Genomic DNA, 17,514 nt, shown 5'->3' with positions numbered 1-17,514 from the left:
ATGCTGCTCGAGCGCTCGGGCGAGCTGACCCGGATCGAGGCGGGACTGGGCTGGGCGAGAACCGGCCGATCCGAGCTGGTCGTGGTCCGCGGGCCGCTCGGCATCGGGCGGTCCGCGCTGCTGCGTGCGATTCCGTCCGCCGCCGGTACGCGGGTGCTGCGCGCCGCCGGGCTTCCCGGTGACCGAGACGTCGCCTGGGGTGTGGTGCGCCAGTTGCTCGATGGCCTGCCATCAGGTACGAGCGGGAGCCGGGATCCGAGGCAGGTGGTCAGCCGCCTCGCCGTCCCCGGACCGGTGCTGCTGATCGTGGACGATCTGCAGGACGCCGACCAGCCGTCCCTGGCCTGGCTGGCGGAACTCGCCCTGCACCTCGACGGCCTGCCGGTGCTGATGGTCTGCGCCGTCCGGGACGGTGAGGTGGAGAGCCGCCATCCGCTGGTACTTCAGATCACGGAGGCCGCCGACGCCGTGCTGCGGCCCGCCCCGCTGACCTCGGCCGCCGCGCGCGAGTTCCTGCGGGGCTCGCTCGGCGCCGACACGGACAACCGCTTCGCGGACGCCTGTCAGCGAGCCGCCGACGGGAACCCCCTGGTGTTGGCGGAGCTGGCCGCTCACGCACTGGCGACGGGCATGACGCCGGACGCCGGGCACGCCGCGAAGATCGCTGCCGCGGAACCGGTCGGCCTGTGTGACCGGATTCTCGGGGTACTGGCCCGGCAGCCGAGCGAGGTGCGGGCGGTCGCCACGGCTGTCACCGTCCTGGGGGACCATGCCGAGGTCTCGTTGCTGGCCGAGGTCGGCGGGGTCGACCGGGCGGAGGTCGCGACGAGTCTGCGCGCGCTGCGCGACCTCGGACTGATGGCGGCCACCGGACACCCGCGGTTCACCCGCCCCGGCGTCCGCGGCGCCATCGAGTTCGACGTCCCGATGGTCGAGCGGCTGCGCGCGCACACGGCCGCCGCCGACGCGCTCCACAGCCGCGGATTTCCGGCCGAGGACGTGGCCCGGCATCTGATCGCGGTGCCCACGCTGCAACGGTCCTGGTTGGTCGAGGTGCTGCGCGCGGCCGCCCTCGCCGCGCACCGTCGGGGGAGTGCCGAGGCCGCCATCGGATATCTGCATCGTGCCCTGCTCGACAGCTCCGGGCTGGGTCAGGACCGGGCCTGGCTGTTGATCGACCTGGCGGACGCTGTGCGGGACGACGACCCCCAGGCCGCCGACCGCTGGGTCGATCAAGCGGCGTCGCTGTTCGACGATCCCCGGGACCGGGCTGCCGTGGCCTTGCGCATTCCGCCCGCGGTGCTCGTCATGCCGCGTCCGGATGTGGTGGACCTCTTCCGGCGGGCGGCGCGCGACCTCGGCGCCCCTGCGGCCGGTGACGCTGCCGCGCTGGATGCGGCTTGCGGTGTCGAGGCCCGGCTGTGGCACGCCGAGATGGAGGAGCCCGGCGAACTCGATCGTGCCCTCGCCCGGCTGCGGCGGCTGGGCGCGGTGACGTCGCTGGAGTCGGCCGCCGAACGCAGCCTGGTCGCGGTGCTGCTGAACGCCGCCGCGGTCACCGGGCGGCTGAACGCCGCGACCGTCGCCGATCTGGGCCTGCGGATCCTCGAGCGGGAGACGCTGGCCGGCATCCGGACCCAGGCGACCCTCCCGCTGACCGTGCTCGCGCTGGTCGCCGCGGATGCGCTCGACGGCGCAGCGCGCTGGTTGGCCGCCGGCGCGAACCGGGCCGGGCCCGGTCTGCCGCCGGCCACGGAGATCCAGATGGAGGCGCTGCGGGCACACGTGCTGGTGGGCCGCGGCCGGCTCTTTGCCGCCCGTACCTGCGCCGAACGCATCGCGCACCTGGCCGCACCCGGCTCGGAGACCGAGGCGCTGGCACTCTGCGTCCTCGCGGCGGTCGCGGTGGAGACCGGTGACGCCTCGCTGGCCGGCAGCGTCGCCGCCCGGATACGCCCGAGCTCGTTGAGCCTGTCGGTCGCACTGCGGATGACGCGCGCCTGCGTCGACGCCGACGCCGGACGCGTCGTCGCTGCTCGGCAGGTCCTGCTCGCATGTGGCACCGACCTGGGTGCTGCGGGATGGCACGGCCCCGGACTGCTGCCCTGGCGCGTGTACACCGCGGTCCTTCACCACCGGGCCGGGGATCGGCGGACGGCGACGGCGCTGCTCGACGAGGAGCATGCCGCGGCGCTGGCATGGGGTGCGCCCGCGCAGCTGGGGCGGGTCCTGCGCGTGAAAGGTCACCTGGAGGGCGGGCAGCACGGGGTGGAACTGCTGCGCGAAGCGGTCGTCGTGTTACGGCGGTCCGCGAACGAGCGGGAACTCGCCCGCGCGCTGCTGGCGCTCGGCCAAGCGTGTGCCGACACTGCCGAGGGCGGGGCCGCCACCGAGGAAGGCAGCGCGATCGCGCTCGTCTGCGGAGCGTCCGACCTGGTGGGGAGCGCTGCCGCCGGACGTCGGGCCGCACGCGAGCGTTCATTGACCAATGCGGAGCGCCTGGTGGTCTCATTTGTGGTGAGGGGCCTGACCAATCAGGAGATCGCGTCTACGTTGCAGGTCAGCCGGCGTGCGGTGGAGAAGCACCTCACGAACTGCTATCGCAAGCTCGACGTCGCCGGCAGGTCCGCTCTCGTCGCCTCGCTGGCCGCGGTCTCCACCCCGCCGCAAAGAATTTCCTGACCACGATATTCGTGGGCCCCTGTACCCACTTTTCATCTGACATCGAAAAGTCCCGATATCTATCTCACGTGCATTTTATTCGGTGTTCGGACGGGTTGGTCTGCCGGCGCTGTGGCGAGTTGCACTGCGGGCCATGCCGGAGTGATGTGAATTTCCAGGGTCATCCGTGCCGTTAGCCTTTCGGGCGCATAAACGGCAGGCCATCGCCGTGTTTCCGAAGGCGGGAAGAGGGCGGTGTCCGGCGGGGTTCGGTGCCGCCGCTTCGGGTGGGGTTCGGGTGGGCTGCCGCCTGACAAAGGCGGCCCTGAACTGCGACTTTGTGCTTCGGTCGGCCTCAAGGCAGTGACTCCGACCGAACCGTACGGTGATCGTCGCGGTGCTGGCACCGTACCTTGCCTTCCGCTGCGGACGACCTTTCTCGGATCCTGGTCGGACGTTTGACACCCACTTCTAAAGATTCCTAAACTGGCGCCGTCTTTCACCCCGCTCGCATCCAGTGCCTGCGAATATTGCCGGGGCTGAAAAAGTCGCCCCGGCGCGAGACGAACGATGCTGCGGGCTTTTGATAAACGGAGGCTCGCCATGTTCACTGGATCCGTCACGCCCCCGCCGCGGATCGCTGCCGCCCCCGTAGCCGGCGAGACCGCCCTCGACTCGGAAACGGGTCTGTGCATGGCGCACCTGGACCGGACGCTGGCCATACAGCACGCCAATCCCGAGTTCTTCCGGCGGTTCGGGGAAACCTCCGCCTCATTGTGCGGACGGCGCTTCGCCGATCTGATCCACCCGAGCCTGCAGGCGCCGATCCTGCGCAATTTCTCACATCTGCTGGAAGGCAAGCACCACCGCTTCGCCAGTCGCGTCATCGCCCTCCGCGGCGACGACGAGCCGCTGACCGGCACCCTGACGGGCGTCGCCGTGCAGGGCGGCGCCCCGGACGCCACGGGTGTGCTCGTCCTCATGCGTCCCCACGCGGAGGACGTCGACGAGTCGGCGATCGTCCGCCGCAAGCCGCTTCTCAGCAAGATCGACGCGAAGATCCTCGAGGGTATCGCCGCCGGGCTGTCCACCATCCCGCTCGCCTCCCGGCTGTTCCTCAGTCGGCAGGGCGTCGAGTACCACGTCAGCGGGCTGTTGCGAAAGCTCAAGGTTCCCAACCGTGCGGCGCTGGTCTCGCGTGCGTACTCGATGGGCGTGCTCATCGTCGGCGTGTGGCCGCCCAAGGTGGTCGAGGATTTCGTCAAGTAGCCACTGATCTAGTGAATTCGCGGGTGCCGTGCCTCGTAGCGTGACCCCAGTCGACGGTCGACGGTGAAGGGAAGGCAATGGCCAGGCGTGCGCTAATCACCGGAGTCACCGGCCAGGACGGGTCATATCTGGCCGAGCACCTGCTCAACGAGGGGTATCAGGTCTGGGGACTGATCCGTGGCCAAGCCAATCCGCGCAAGCTGCGGGTGAGCCGCCTCGCCGTCGAGCTCTCCTTCGTGGACGGTGACCTCATGGACCAGTCCAGCCTCGTCTCCGCCATCGAGAGGGTCCAGCCCGACGAGGTGTACAACCTGGGTGCCATCTCCTTCGTTCCGATGTCCTGGCAGCAGCCGGAGCTGGTGACGGAGATCAACGGCATGGGTGTGCTCCGCGTGCTGGAGGCCATCCGCATGGTCAGCGGTCTGGGCAACTCTCGCAACGGCGGCACCCAGATCCGCTTCTACCAGGCATCCTCGTCGGAGATGTTCGGCAAGGCCGTCGAGACGCCGCAGCGCGAGAGTACGCCGTTCCACCCGCGGAGCCCGTACGGCGTCGCCAAGGCGTACGGGCACTTCATCACCCGCAACTACCGCGAGAGCTTCGGCATGTACGCGGTCTCCGGCATGCTCTTCAACCACGAGTCGCCGCGCCGCGGCGCCGAGTTCGTGACCCGCAAGATCTCCCTCGCGGTGGCCCGGATCAAGCTCGGTCTCCAAGAGAAGCTCCACCTGGGCAATCTCGACTCGGTACGCGACTGGGGATTCGCCGGAGACTACGTGCGCGCCATGCATCTCATGCTGCAGCAGCCGGAATGCGGCGACTACGTCATCGGCACCGGTCAGATGCACTCGGTGCGCGATGCCGTCCGGATCGCGTTCGAGCACGTCGGGCTGAACTGGGAGGACTACGTGGTCATCGACCCCGCCCTGGTCCGTCCGGCCGAGGTGGAGATCCTGTGCGCCGATCCGGCGATCGCGAAGGAGAAGCTCGGGTGGTCGCCCACGGTCGACTTCCCGGAGCTCATCCGGATGATGGTCGAGTGCGATCTGCGGCAGGTCACCCGGGAGCACGAGTACGCGGACCTCATGACCGCCGGGGCTTGGTGACCAGCCACCCGACGGTATGCGAGGAGCCGGGCACCCGTTCAGGGTCCCGGCTCCTCGCGCACCGCCGGACCTAACCCGCCCGCGGCGGCTCCTGGGCGGAATGGGTCAGCTCCGCGGAATGGGTCAGCGCGAGCACGACCTGGGCGATCTCCGCGCCGCGAGGGCCGAGCCGTGCCGTGAACCGTTTCACCATCGCATACTCCGAGGCCATCGTGCGGGCAGGTAGCCCCGCCTCACGGCGGGCCGCCCGGTGTCTTCGCGCCTGCGCCGTCCGTGCGATGAGCAGTGTGACGATCAGGTCGTCGAGAGGGTCGCAGGAATCCTCCTCGAGGTCCGGTGCGAACAGGTCCAGGGACAGCGTCGTGACGTCTACCGTCATGCTGCGATCCTTGATCCGCGCCGTCCGGTGAATTCCTAGTGTCGGCGGCGGACCGCACTCTCTAGGGATTTTCGCGATCGCCACGGCGAAGACTCCGGATCATGACGGGCGCTGCGGACAAGGAACAGAAGCTCAGGGACTACCTCAAGCGTGCGACCGCCGATCTGCAGCGGTCCCGCCAGCGGGTGAGCGAGCTCGAGGCTGCGGCCGCGGAGCCGATCGCCGTCGTCGGCATGGCCTGCCGATTCCCGGGCGGCGTGGACAGCCCCGAGGCGCTCTGGCGGATGGTCCTGGCGGGCGACCACGGGTTGTCGGGCTTCCCGTCCGATCGCGGCTGGGACCTCGGCGGCGAACTCGCCGACGCCTCGGCCGCCGGCGGCTTCCTGCACGACGCCCCGGACTTCGACGCGGACTTCTTCGGCATATCGCCGCGCGAGGCGCTGTCCATGGATCCCCAGCAGCGGGTCCTGCTCGAGACGACCTGGGAGGCCTTCGAACGGGCCGGTATCCCCCCGGCGTCCCTGCGGGGCAGCCGCACCGGTGTGTTCGTCGGCGGCATGCCGCAGGACTACCGCGTCGGTCCCGAGGACGACGTGCAGGGCTTCGTGCTGACCGGAAACGCCACGAGTGTCCTCTCCGGACGCCTCGCCTACTTCTTCGGCTCGATCGGCCCTACCGTCACCGTCGACACCGCATGTTCGTCCTCCCTGGTCGCCCTGCACCTGGCCGCGCATTCACTGCGCCAGCAGGAGTGTGGAACGGCGATCGCCGCCGGCGTGACGGTCATGTCCAGTCCCACCACGTTCGTCGAGATGGCCCGCCAGGGCGGCCTCGCCGCCGACGGACACTGCCGCTCGTTCGCCGACTCCGCCAACGGCACCGGATGGTCCGAGGGCGTCGGCGTGCTGGTCCTCGAGCGCCTCTCGGAGGCGCGCCGCAAGGGCCGGACCGTCCTCGCCGTCCTGCGCGGCTCGGCCGTCAACTCCGACGGCGCCTCCAACGGCCTCACCGCGCCGAGTGGCCCGTCGCAGCAGCGCGTGCTCGAGGCCGCCCTGGTCAACGCCCGGCTCTCGGCGCACCAGGTGGACGTGGTCGAGGCGCACGGCACCGGCACCACACTCGGCGACCCGGTCGAGGCGCAGGCGCTGATCGCCACGTACGGCCGAGGCCGTGACCCCCACCACCCACTGCTGCTCGGCTCGGTGAAGTCGAACATCAGCCACACCCAGGCGGCCGCCGGCGTCGCCGGCATCATCAAGATGGTCATGGCTCTGCGCCACGAGATGCTGCCCCGGACCCTGCACGCCGAAGTGCCGTCCCGCCATGTTGACTGGAGCTCGGGCACCGTACAGCTCCTCACCGAGCAGCGGCCCTGGCCGCGGGGCGCGGAGCCCCGTCGTTTCGGCGTCTCCTCGTTCGGCCTCAGCGGCACCAACGCGCACGCCATCTTCGAGGAGGCCCCTGAGCCGCCCGCGGCCGAGCCGGCAACCATCACACCCGGCGAGCTGCCGTGGCTGATCTCCGCCCGGACCCCGGACGCATTGCGCGACCAGGCCCGCCGCCTGCTCGACTTCCTGCACACCGGTGAGGACCCGACGGCGGTCGCCCGCGCCCTGGCCATCTCCCGCTCCGCTCTGGAACACCGGACCGCCGTCACCGCCGCGGACCCGGCCGCCGCCCTTGCCGCGCTCGCCGCGGATCAGGACGCACCCGGCCTGATCACCGGAAACACCCACGGCCGCGGCAAGTTGGCGGTGTTGTTCCCTGGTCAGGGTTCGCAGCGGCTGGGCATGGGGCGTGAGCTGTCGGCGCGGTTCCCGGTGTTCGCCGAGGCGTTCGACGAGGTGTGCGGCCACTTCGAGGGCCTGCGCGAGGTCGTGTGGGGTGACGACCCGGCCGCGCTGGAGCTGACCGGCAGCGCCCAGCCCGCCCTGTTCGCCGTCGAGGTCGCCCTGCACCGGCTCGCCGCCGAGCACGGCATCGCCCCCGACCATCTGATCGGTCATTCGGTGGGTGAGGTCGCGGCGGCGCATGTGGCGGGGGTGTTGTCGCTGGTGGATGCGTGTGTGCTGGTGGCGGCGCGGGGTCGGTTGATGCAGGGGTTGCCAGCCGGTGGGGTGATGGTGGCGCTGGAGGCTTGCGAGGGTGAGGTGGTGCCGCTGCTGGGTGAGGGTGTCTCGGTGGCGGCGGTGAACGGGCCGGTGTCGGTGGTGCTGTCGGGTGACGAGGGTGCTGTGGCGGCGGTGGTGTCGCGGTTGCCGGGTCGTCGGAGTAAGCGGTTGGCGGTGAGTCATGCGTTTCATTCGCATCGGATGGATCCGATGCTGGAGGAGTTCGCGCAGGTGGTGTCGGGGCTGACGTTCGCCGCTCCGCGCATCCCGATCGTCTCGACCGTCACGGGTCGCCTCGCTACCGCCGAGGAGCTCACGTCCCCCGACTACTGGGTGCGGCAGGTCCGTGCCACGGTCCGGTATGCCGACGGCGTCACGTGGTTGCGCGACCACGGCGTTACCGCCTACCTGGAGCTGGGCCCGGACAGCACGCTCGCGGCGGCTACCCGCGGCAACGTCGAGGACGCCGCCGCCGTGGCCGTGCTGCGACCGGGTCGGCCCGAGGCCGCCACCTTCACCGGCGCGCTCGCCGAGCTGCACGTGCGCGGAGTGCCGGTGCGCTGGGAGGCGTGGTTCGCCGGCACCGGCAGTGAACGCGCCGACCTGCCCACGTACGTGTTCCAGCGCCGCCGGTTCTGGCCCCGGGGCACCCGCGCCGCCGTTCCCGGCACGGGCGCTGCCCACCACCCGCTGCTGGCGTCCGCCGTCTCCCTGGCGAACACGGACGGCTTGCTGCTCACCGGCCGTCTCTCGGTGCATTCGCACCCCTGGCTCGCCGACCACGAGGTCGGGGGAACCGTGCTGCTGCCCGGCACGGCGCTGCTGGATCTGGCCGTCCGCGCCGGCGACGAGGCCGGCTGCGACCGCGTCGAGGACCTGGCCCTCTCCAACCCTCTGACGCTGAGCGCTGAGCACGGTGTCGACGTGCAGGTCTGGGTGGGCAGCCCGGACGAAGCCGGTCACCGCACGATCGACGTGTACTCCCGGCCGGAAGGCGCCGAGGACGCGCCATGGACACCGCACGCCACGGGAACGCTGGCCCCGGACGCCGCCGATGCCGACGTCGTGCCCGGTCTGCCGGAGGAAGCCGGCGAGATCGACCTGACCGGACACTACGAACGGATGGCCGACGCGGGTTTCCGCTACGGCGTGGCGTTCCAGGGACTGCGCGCCGCCTGGCGCGACGGCGACGACGTGTACGCCGACGTCGCGCTGCCGGAGACCGTGGAGGCGGAGGCGTTCGGCATCCATCCGGCGCTGCTCGACGCGGTGCTGCACGCCACGCCGCTGATGGGTCTTGCCGGCCTGCCGTTCGCCTGGCGGGACGTCACCCTGCACACCACGGGTGCCACGACCCTGCGCGTGCGGCTGTCCCCGGCCGGTGAGGACACGGTCACCGTCGCCGCGGTCGATCCCGCCGGACAGCCTGTCGTCTCCATCGGCGCCCTGACCTTGCGCGCCCCCGACGGCAACGCCGCCGCGGGCCGGTCGGCCCTCTACCACCTCGACTGGGTGCCCCTGCGAGGCACCTCGGCGCTACCCTCGGCGATCGCCCTGTCCGGACCCGACGCCTTCGGCCTCGCCGCCGAACTGCCCACCGACGAGCGGGCACCGATCGTCGTGACCCAGGTCGCGCCCGCAGGTGAACCTGCCGACGCGGCGCACCGCGCGACGGCCGACGCCCTGACGGCGGTCCAAGCTTGCCTGGCCCGGAAGGACGCCGTCCGGCTCGTCTTCGTCACCCGCGGCGCGGACACCGACCCTGCCGCGGCCGCGGTACGCGGCCTGGTGCGTTCCGCGCAGGCCGAGCACCCCGGCCGCTTCGGCCTGGTCGACCTGGACCCGGCCGGCGGCACCGACGGCCTGCTCGCCGCCCTGGGCTCGGACGAACCGCAACTCGCCCTGCGCGGCGGCCGGGTCCTGTGCGCCCGGCTGGCCCGCGTCGCCGCCACCAGCAACGCACTCGCCTGGGATCCGGACGGCACGGTGCTCGTCACCGGCGGTACCGGCGGTCTCGGCGCGGTCACCGCCCGGCACCTCGTCGCGCGCGGCATGCGCGACCTGCTGCTGGTCAGCCGCCGAGGCGCGGACGCCGACGGCGTCACCGAGCTGGTGAACGAGCTGACCGAGGCCGGCGCCCGGGTCCGGGTGACCGCGTGCGACGTCGCCGACGCCGATGCCGTCGACGCTCTCGTCGCCGGCATCGACCACCTGACCGCGGTGGTGCACGCCGCCGGAGTGCTCGACGACGGGGTCGTGGAGTCGCTCACCCCGCAACGGCTGAGCACGGTGCTGCGCCCCAAGGCGGACGCGGTGTGGAATCTGCACCGCGCGGCCGGTGACGTCGCCGGCTTCGTCGTCTTCTCGTCCTTCTCCGGCACCGCCGGAGCCGCCGGGCAGGCCAACTACGCCGCCGCGAACGCCTTCGTCGACGCGGTCGCCGAATTGCGGCGTACCGAAGGCAAGGCCGCCCTGTCGCTGGGCTGGGGCCCGTGGGAACAGGCCGGGATGGCCGGCATGCTGTCCGCGACGGATCTCGACCGCCTCGGCCGGGCGGGCACGCCGGCTCTCACCACGGAGCAAGGGCTGGCGCTGCTCGACGCCGCTCTCACCCACGATGGCCCCGTGGTGCTCCCGGTCCGCCTCGACCTGCCGGTGCTGCGGGCCCGAGGTGACGTGCCGGCATTCCTGCGGGGCTTGATCCGGGCCCCGCGCCGGGCCGCGGTCTCCGGCACCGAGGCAGCGGCAGGTCTGATGCAGACACTCACCGGCCTCGGGACGGACGAGCGCCACGCCACCCTCGTCGGTCTCGTGCGCACGCAGGTGGCCCTCGTCCTGGGGCACGCCGGCCCGGACGACGTCGACCCCGTCCGTCCCTTCACCGACCTGGGCTTCGACTCGCTCACCGCGGTCGAGCTGCGCAACCGGATCGCCGCCGTGACCGGCCTGCGCAGCACCGCCACGATGATCTTCGACTATCCCACGGTGACCGCACTCGCCGCCCACCTGCTCGACGAGCTGACGGGCGCGTCACCGGCGGCCGCCCGGACCACGCCGCTCGCGGCCACCGCCGACGACCCGATCGTCATCGTCGGGATGAGCTGCCGCTTCCCCGGAGGGGTCTCCTCGCCCGAGGACCTCTGGCGGCTCGTCGCGGAGGAGGCCGACGCGATCTCCGGCCTCCCGGTCGACCGCGGCTGGGACCTCGAGCACCTCTACCACCCCGATCCCGACCACCTGGGTACCACCTACGCGCGCTACGGCGGCTTCCTGCACGACGCCGGCGACTTCGACCCCGCGTTCTTCGGGATGAGCCCCCGAGAGGCACTGGCCACGGACCCCCAGCAGCGGCTGCTCCTGCAGGCCTCGTGGGAGGCGATCGAGCGGGCCGGCATCGACCCGGTCACCCTGCGCGGAACCCGCGCCGGTGTGTTCACCGGCATCATGTACAACGACTACTCGGCCTTCCTCACCGGACCGCGGTTCGAGGGTTTCCAGGGCAGCGGCACCTCGGCCAGCATCGCGTCCGGCCGCGTCGCGTACGCCCTCGGCCTGGAGGGCCCGGCCGTCTCGGTCGACACCGCCTGCTCCTCGTCGCTGGTCGCCCTGCACTGGGCCATGCACGCCCTGCGCGCCGGCGAATGCACGATCGCCCTCGCCGGTGGCGTCACGGTGATGTCCACACCGACCTCACTGATCGAGTTCTCCCGTCAGCGCGGGCTGTCACCGGACGGACGCTGCAAGGCGTTCTCCGACGCCGCCGACGGCGTCGGCTGGTCCGAGGGCGTCGGCGTCCTCGTTCTCGAACGGCTGTCCGACGCCCGCCGCAACGGCCACACCGTGCTCGCCGTGGTCCGCGGGTCCGCGGTCAACTCCGACGGCGCGTCCAACGGGCTGACCGCCCCGAACGGCCCCTCGCAGCAGCGGGTGATCCACGCCGCGCTGGCCGGCGCCGGGCTCGGCACCGGTGACATCGACGTCGTGGAGGCGCACGGTACGGGCACCATCCTCGGTGACCCGATCGAGGCGCAGGCGCTGCTGGCGACGTACGGGCAGGAGCGGGCCGAGGATCGGCCGCTGCTGCTCGGCTCGGTGAAGTCGAACCTCGGTCACACCCAGGCGGCCGCCGGTGTCGCCGGCATCATCAAGACGGTCATGGCGATGCGCCACGGCAGCGTGCCACGCAGCCTCTACACCGACCGGCCGTCCTCGCACGTGGACTGGTCGGCCGGTGCCGTGCGACTCGTCGACGCCAGGACCGACTGGCCCGAGACCGGCCGGCCCCGCCGTGCCGGCGTGTCGTCGTTCGGCATCTCCGGTACCAACGCGCACGTGATCCTGGAGCAGGCCCCGGACACCCCGGTCGCCGAGCCGGCCGCGGAGACCGGCCCGGTCGCGTGGCCGCTCTCCGGATGCAGCCTCGCCGCGCTGCGCGACCAGGCCGCCCGCCTCGGTGCCTTCCTGACCGGCGAGCGCGCCGCCGACGTCGCTCTGTCGCTGGCGACCACGCGCAGTGCGTTCGAATACCGCGCCGCCCTGGTCGGGGACCGCGACGAACTGCTCAGGGCGCTGGCCGCACTCGCCGCCGGGCGAAGCGATGCCGCCCTCGTCTCCGGAGAGACCCGCACGGGCGGCAGGCTGGCGGTGTTGTTCTCGGGTCAGGGTTCGCAGCGGCTGGGCATGGGGCGTGAGCTGTCGGCGCGGTTCCCGGTGTTCGCCGAGGCGTTCGACGAGGTGTGCGGCCACTTCGAGGGCCTGCGCGAGGTGGTGTGGGGCGACGACCCGGCCCTTCTCGACGAGACCCGCTGGACCCAGCCTGCCCTGTTCGCCCTCGAAGTGGCGCTCTTCCGGCTCCTGGGATCCTTCGGCGTGCGCCCGGACGTCCTCGCCGGTCATTCGGTGGGTGAGGTCGCGGCGGCGCATGTGGCGGGGGTGTTGTCGCTGGTGGATGCGTGTGTGCTGGTGGCGGCGCGGGGTCGGTTGATGCAGGGGTTGCCAGCCGGTGGGGTGATGGTGGCGCTGGAGGCTTGCGAGGGTGAGGTGGTGCCGCTGCTGGGTGAGGGTGTCTCGGTGGCGGCGGTGAACGGGCCGGTGTCGGTGGTGCTGTCGGGTGACGAGGGTGCTGTGGCGGCGGTGGTGTCGCGGTTGCCGGGTCGTCGGAGTAAGCGGTTGGCGGTGAGTCATGCGTTTCATTCGCATCGGATGGATCCGATGCTGGAGGAGTTCGCACAGGTGGTGTCGGGGCTGACGTTCGCCGCTCCGCGCATCCCGATCGTCTCGACCGTCACCGGCCGGGTGGAGACCGAGCTGCTCACCGAGCCGTCCTACTGGGTGCGGCACGTCCGGGAGACGGTCCGCTTCGCCGACGGCGTCGTCGCCACCGGCGCCGACGTCTTCGTCGAGGCCGGACCGGGTGGCGTGCTCACCGCGATGGCCGAGGGAGCGCTCGGCGACGCCGCCGACTGCCTCCCCGTCCTGCGCGACGACCGCGACGAAGTCCGCGCGATCCTGGCCGCTCTTTCCCGGATGCACGTACGCGGGACGGGCATCGACTGGGCCGCCGTCGCCGAACCGGCCGCGCGCCGGGTCGATTTGCCCACGTACGCGTTCCAGAACGAGCGCTACTGGCCCGACACGGTCGCGCCCGCCGCGGGGGACACCGACAGCGCCGCGGACATGGCGCTCTGGCAGGCCGTCGAGGCCGGCGACGCCACCGGCCTGGCCGGCCTGCTCGGTCTGCGCGACGAACAGCACGCCTCGCTGTACGCGCTGCTGCCCGCGCTGTCCGCATGGCGCCGCCACCAGGCCGAGAGCGCAGCCCTGGACGCCATCCGCTATCACACGCGGTGGCGTCCGGTACGTGCCGGCGCGGCACCGGTGCTCGACGGCACCTGGCTGGTCGTCACCGCCAACGGGGTGGAGGCCACCGGGATCACCGACGCCCTGCGCGGCCACGGCGCCCGCCTGGAGGTGCGGGACGTGACCGGACTCGACCGCGCCGCGCTCGTCACCGCGCTCGAGGAGCACCGCGACGTCGCCGGCGTGGTGTCGCTGCTCGCCCTGGCCGACCGGCCGGAGGACGCGGCCGGAGGTCTCCCTGCCGGCCTGGCCGCGGTGGTCACGTTCGCCCAGGCCCTCGCCGACGCTACGTGGGGGGTGCCGGTGTGGACACTGACCCGCGGCGCGGTCACCACGGGTCCCACCGACGAGCCCGCCAACCCCGTCCAGGCGGCCGCCTGGGGCTTCGGTCGCGCCGCGGCGCTGGAACGACCGGTGCCGTGGAGCGGTCTGATCGACCTGCCGGGCACGCTCGACGCCCCTGCGGTGCAACGGCTGGTCGGCGTGCTCGCGTCGCACGGCGGCGAGGACCAGCTAGCTATCCGCGACACCGGGCTGCTCGCGGCCCGGCTCGACCACCGGCCGGTCGCCTCCGTCCCTGACGCAGACGCGTTGACGGCTCCCGAGACCGTGCTGATCACCGGTGGCACCGGCGCGCTCGGTGCCACCGTCGCCCGATGGCTCGCCGCCGCCGGCACGCGGCACCTCGTGCTGACCGGCCGGCGCGGCCCCGACGCACCCGGTATCGCAGACCTGGCCGCGGAACTGGAGGCCATGGGTACCCGGGTCACCGTGGTCGCCTGCGACACCGCCGACCGGGATGCTCTCGCCGAGGTCATCGCCGCGTGGCCGCCGAACGGCGTCGTGCACGCCGCCGGAGTGGGGCAGGCCGGCCCGCTCACCGCGGCCACCCTCGACGAGGTCGCCGCGACGGTCTCCGCCAAGATGACCGGCGCGGCCCATCTCGACAGCCTGCTCGAGGGGCACGACCTCGACTTCCTCGTCCTGGTGTCATCGATCGCCGGGGTGTGGGGCAGCGCGGGACAGAGCGCGTACGGCGCGGCCAACGCCTACCTGGACGCGCTCGCGCAACGGCGTCGAGCGCGCGGCCTCGCGGCCACCGCGGTCGCGTTCGGCCCCTGGGCCGACGCCGGCATGGCCACCCACGACGCGCTCTCGCAAACGCTGCAGCGCAGCGGTCTGAGGTTCCTGCGACCGGGCACCGCTCTCGCCGAACTGCGCCGCGCGATCGTGCAGCGCGATGTCACGGTCACCGTCGCCGACGTAGACTGGAACACCTACCACCCGGTCTTCTGCGCGGCCCGGGCCAGCCGCATGTTCGACGAGCTGCCCGAAGTGCGCCGGCTGGCGGACACGGGTACCAGCACCGGCGCGTCCTCGGAACTCGCCGGCCGGCTGCGCGGCCTGGACTCCGCCGAGCGCACCCGGCTGCTGGTCGAGCTGGTCCGCACCGAGGCCGCGGCGGTGCTGGGCCACGCCTCCGGTGAGGCCGTGGCGGAGCGCCGTGCCTTCCGCGACGCCGGTTTCGACTCGCTCACCGCGGTGGAACTGCGCAAGCGCCTGGTCGCGATCACCGGTCTGGCACTGCCGGCCACGCTTGCGTTCGACTACCCGACCCCGGTCGCGCTTGCCGGCTTCCTGCTCGGTGAGCTGGTCGGCGCGGATACCGGCATCGACCGCGCGACGGGTGGCGGCGCTGCCCTCGACGAGCCGATCGCCATCGTCGGTATCGCCTGCCGATTCCCCGGTGGCGTCCGCACCCCCGAGCAGTTCTGGCAGATGATCGCCGAGGGCGCCGACGCGACGAGCGAGTTCCCGGTGAACCGCGGCTGGGACGTGGCGAGCCTCTACGACCCCGACCCGGACCACCCCGGCACCACGTACTCGACGCGTGGCGGCTTCCTGCACGACGCCGGCCAGTTCGATCCCGGCTTCTTCGGCATCTCGCCGCGCGAGGCGCTGTCCATGGAACCTCAGCAGCGCCTGCTGCTGGAGACGACGTGGGAGGCGTTCGAGGACGCCGGCATCGATCCGACCACCGTTCACGGCACCCGCACCGGCACGTTCATCGGCTCGTCCTACCAGGACTACGGGCTCGGCCTCGACTCCGACGCGGCCGGGCACGCCGTCACCGGCACGAGCCCCAGCGTGCTGTCCGGCCGGATCGCGTACGTGTTCGGGCTGGAAGGGCCCGCGGTCACCGTCGACACCGCGTGCTCGTCGTCGCTGGTCGCGTTGCACCTGGCCTGCCAGTCGCTGCGCAACGGTGAGACCGACCTGGCCCTCGCCGGCGGTGCGACCGTGATGACGAACCCGAACCCGTTCATCGCGTTCAGCCGGCAGCGTGCCCTCGCCGCCGACGGGCGATGCAAGGCGTTCGCCGACGGCGCGGACGGCATGACCCTCGCCGAGGGTGTCGGCGTGCTCCTGGTCGAGCGGCTGTCCGACGCCCAGCGCCACGGCCACCCCGTCCTGGCCGTGGTCCGGGGGAGCGCCATCAACCAGGACGGTGCGTCCAACGGGCTGACCGCCCCCAACGGCCCCGCCCAACAGCGGGTCATCCGCGCGGCGCTCGCCGGCGCGGGACTGGACGCCGCGGACGTCGACGTGGTGGAGGCCCACGGCACCGGTACCGCGCTGGGCGATCCCATCGAGGTGCAGGCGCTGCAGGCCACGTACGGTCGAGACCGTGACCCGCAGCGACCGCTGCTGCTCGGCTCGGTCAAGTCGAACATCGGGCACACCCAGTCGGCGGCCGGCGTCGCCGGCGTCATCAAGATGGTGCTGGCCCTGCGGTACGGCTCATTGCCGCGCACCCTGCACGCCGACCAGCCTTCCACGCACATCGACTGGACGTCCGGCACGGTCAGCCTGCTGCGCGAGGCCTCCGAATGGACGGAGTCGGCGCAGCGGATCCGCCGTGGCGCGGTCTCCTCGTTCGGCATCAGTGGCACGAACGCACACGCCATCATCGAGCAGGCGCCCGCCGCGGCGCCGGAGCCACCGCGGCTCCCGCACGACCGGCCCGTGCCGTGGGTGCTGTCCGCCCGGACCTCCTCGGCGCTCGCCGGACAGGCCGCCAATGTCGCCGCCCTCGCCGCGGCCGACCCGGGCGACGTCGGCTTCTCGCTGCTCACCGGACGTACCTTGTTCGAGCAGCGGGCCGTCATCATCGGCCGCACCGCGGACGAGCTCGTGGCCGGCGCGGACGACCTGGCCCGTGGGAGATCCGCGCCCACCGTGGTCACCGGCACCGTCGACACCGACGGCCGGACGGTGTTCGTCTTCCCCGGGCAGGGATCGCAGTGGGCGGGCATGGGCGCCCGGCTGCTCGACGAGTCACCGGTCTTCGCCGAGCGCCTCGGCGAGTGCGCGGTCGCGCTCAGCGAGTTCTGCGACTGGAACCTGATCGACGTGCTGCGCCAGGCCGACGGCGCGCCCTCACTGGACCGGGTCGACGTCGTGCAGCCCGCGTCGTTCGCGGTGATGGTGTCGCTCGCCGCGATGTGGCAGGCGCACGGCGTCCGGCCGGACGCCGTGCTCGGGCACTCCCAGGGCGAGATCGCCGCGGCCACGGTGGCCGGAGCGCTGTCGCTGTCCGACGGCGCCCGCGTGGTCGTGCTGCGCAGCCGGGCGATCGCCGCCACCCTCGCCGGCACCGGCGGGATGATCTCCGTGGCACTGAGCGCCGAGGACACCGCGAGCCGCATCGAGGGGACCGGTCTGTCCGTCGCCGCGATCAACGGACCCGGCGCGGTCGTCGTCTGCGGCCCGGACGAGCCCCTGGACGCCCTGGTCGAGCGGCTCACCACGGAGGAGATCCGGGTACGCCGGATCCCGGTGGACTACGCCTCGCACTCCGACTCGGTCGAGTTGCTGCGCGCGCAGATCCTCGAGACCCTCGCGCCGATCCGGCCGCGGGCCTCGGACATCCCGTTCTTCTCCACCCTCACCGGCGACTGGCAGGACACCGCCGGGCTGGACGCCGGATACTGGTTCCGCAACCTGCGCCACACCGTCCGGTTCGGACCCGCCGTAAGCACCCTGATCGAGCAAGGCCACCGGACCTTCATCGAGTGCAGCCCGCACCCGGTGCTCACCATGGGCGTGCAGGCCGTCGCCGAGCAGG

5 protein-coding genes (1 of these 5 running past the window's edge) are annotated in these 17,514 nt (G+C 72.4%); 4 read left to right on the top strand and 1 reads right to left on the bottom strand.

Annotated elements, in window-relative coordinates; genetic code table 11:
• The 3 genes from EDD30_RS05525 (at position 1) to EDD30_RS05515 (ending at position 5,036) form a co-directional block, all read left to right on the top strand.
• Positions 1 to 2,682, top strand: coding sequence for a LuxR C-terminal-related transcriptional regulator (locus EDD30_RS05525; RefSeq protein ID WP_071802604.1), 2,682 nt, complete (start codon positions 1 to 3; stop codon positions 2,680 to 2,682).
• Between the two features lie 582 nt (positions 2,683 to 3,264).
• On the top strand, positions 3,265 to 3,930 hold the full coding sequence (locus tag EDD30_RS05520) for a helix-turn-helix transcriptional regulator (protein WP_244945129.1): 666 nt from the start codon (positions 3,265 to 3,267) through the stop codon (positions 3,928 to 3,930).
• Between the two features lie 77 nt (positions 3,931 to 4,007).
• Positions 4,008 to 5,036: a GDP-mannose 4,6-dehydratase gene (locus EDD30_RS05515; RefSeq protein WP_071802605.1), complete on the top strand. Its 1,029-nt coding sequence runs from the start codon at positions 4,008 to 4,010 to the stop codon at positions 5,034 to 5,036.
• 70 nt (positions 5,037 to 5,106) lie between these two features.
• On the opposite strand, the gene EDD30_RS05510 is transcribed toward EDD30_RS05515, so the two are convergent.
• On the bottom strand, positions 5,107 to 5,415 hold the full coding sequence (locus tag EDD30_RS05510; protein ID WP_071802606.1) for a hypothetical protein: 309 nt from the start codon (positions 5,413 to 5,415) through the stop codon (positions 5,107 to 5,109).
• 101 nt (positions 5,416 to 5,516) lie between these two features.
• On the opposite strand from EDD30_RS05510, the gene EDD30_RS05505 reads away from it, so the two are divergent.
• Positions 5,517 to 17,514, top strand: the beginning of a protein-coding gene (locus tag EDD30_RS05505) for a type I polyketide synthase (RefSeq protein ID WP_123678095.1). Its footprint extends 15,011 nt past the window's final position; only the first 11,998 of its 27,009 coding nucleotides appear in the window; it begins with the start codon at positions 5,517 to 5,519; its stop codon lies off the right edge, out of view.

The sequence above is a fragment of the Couchioplanes caeruleus genome, from assembly GCF_003751945.1.
GTDB lineage: Bacteria > Actinomycetota > Actinomycetes > Mycobacteriales > Micromonosporaceae > Actinoplanes > Actinoplanes caeruleus.
Note: the sequence above shows the minus strand (reverse complement) of the source record. Positions and strands in the feature narration are given on the sequence as shown.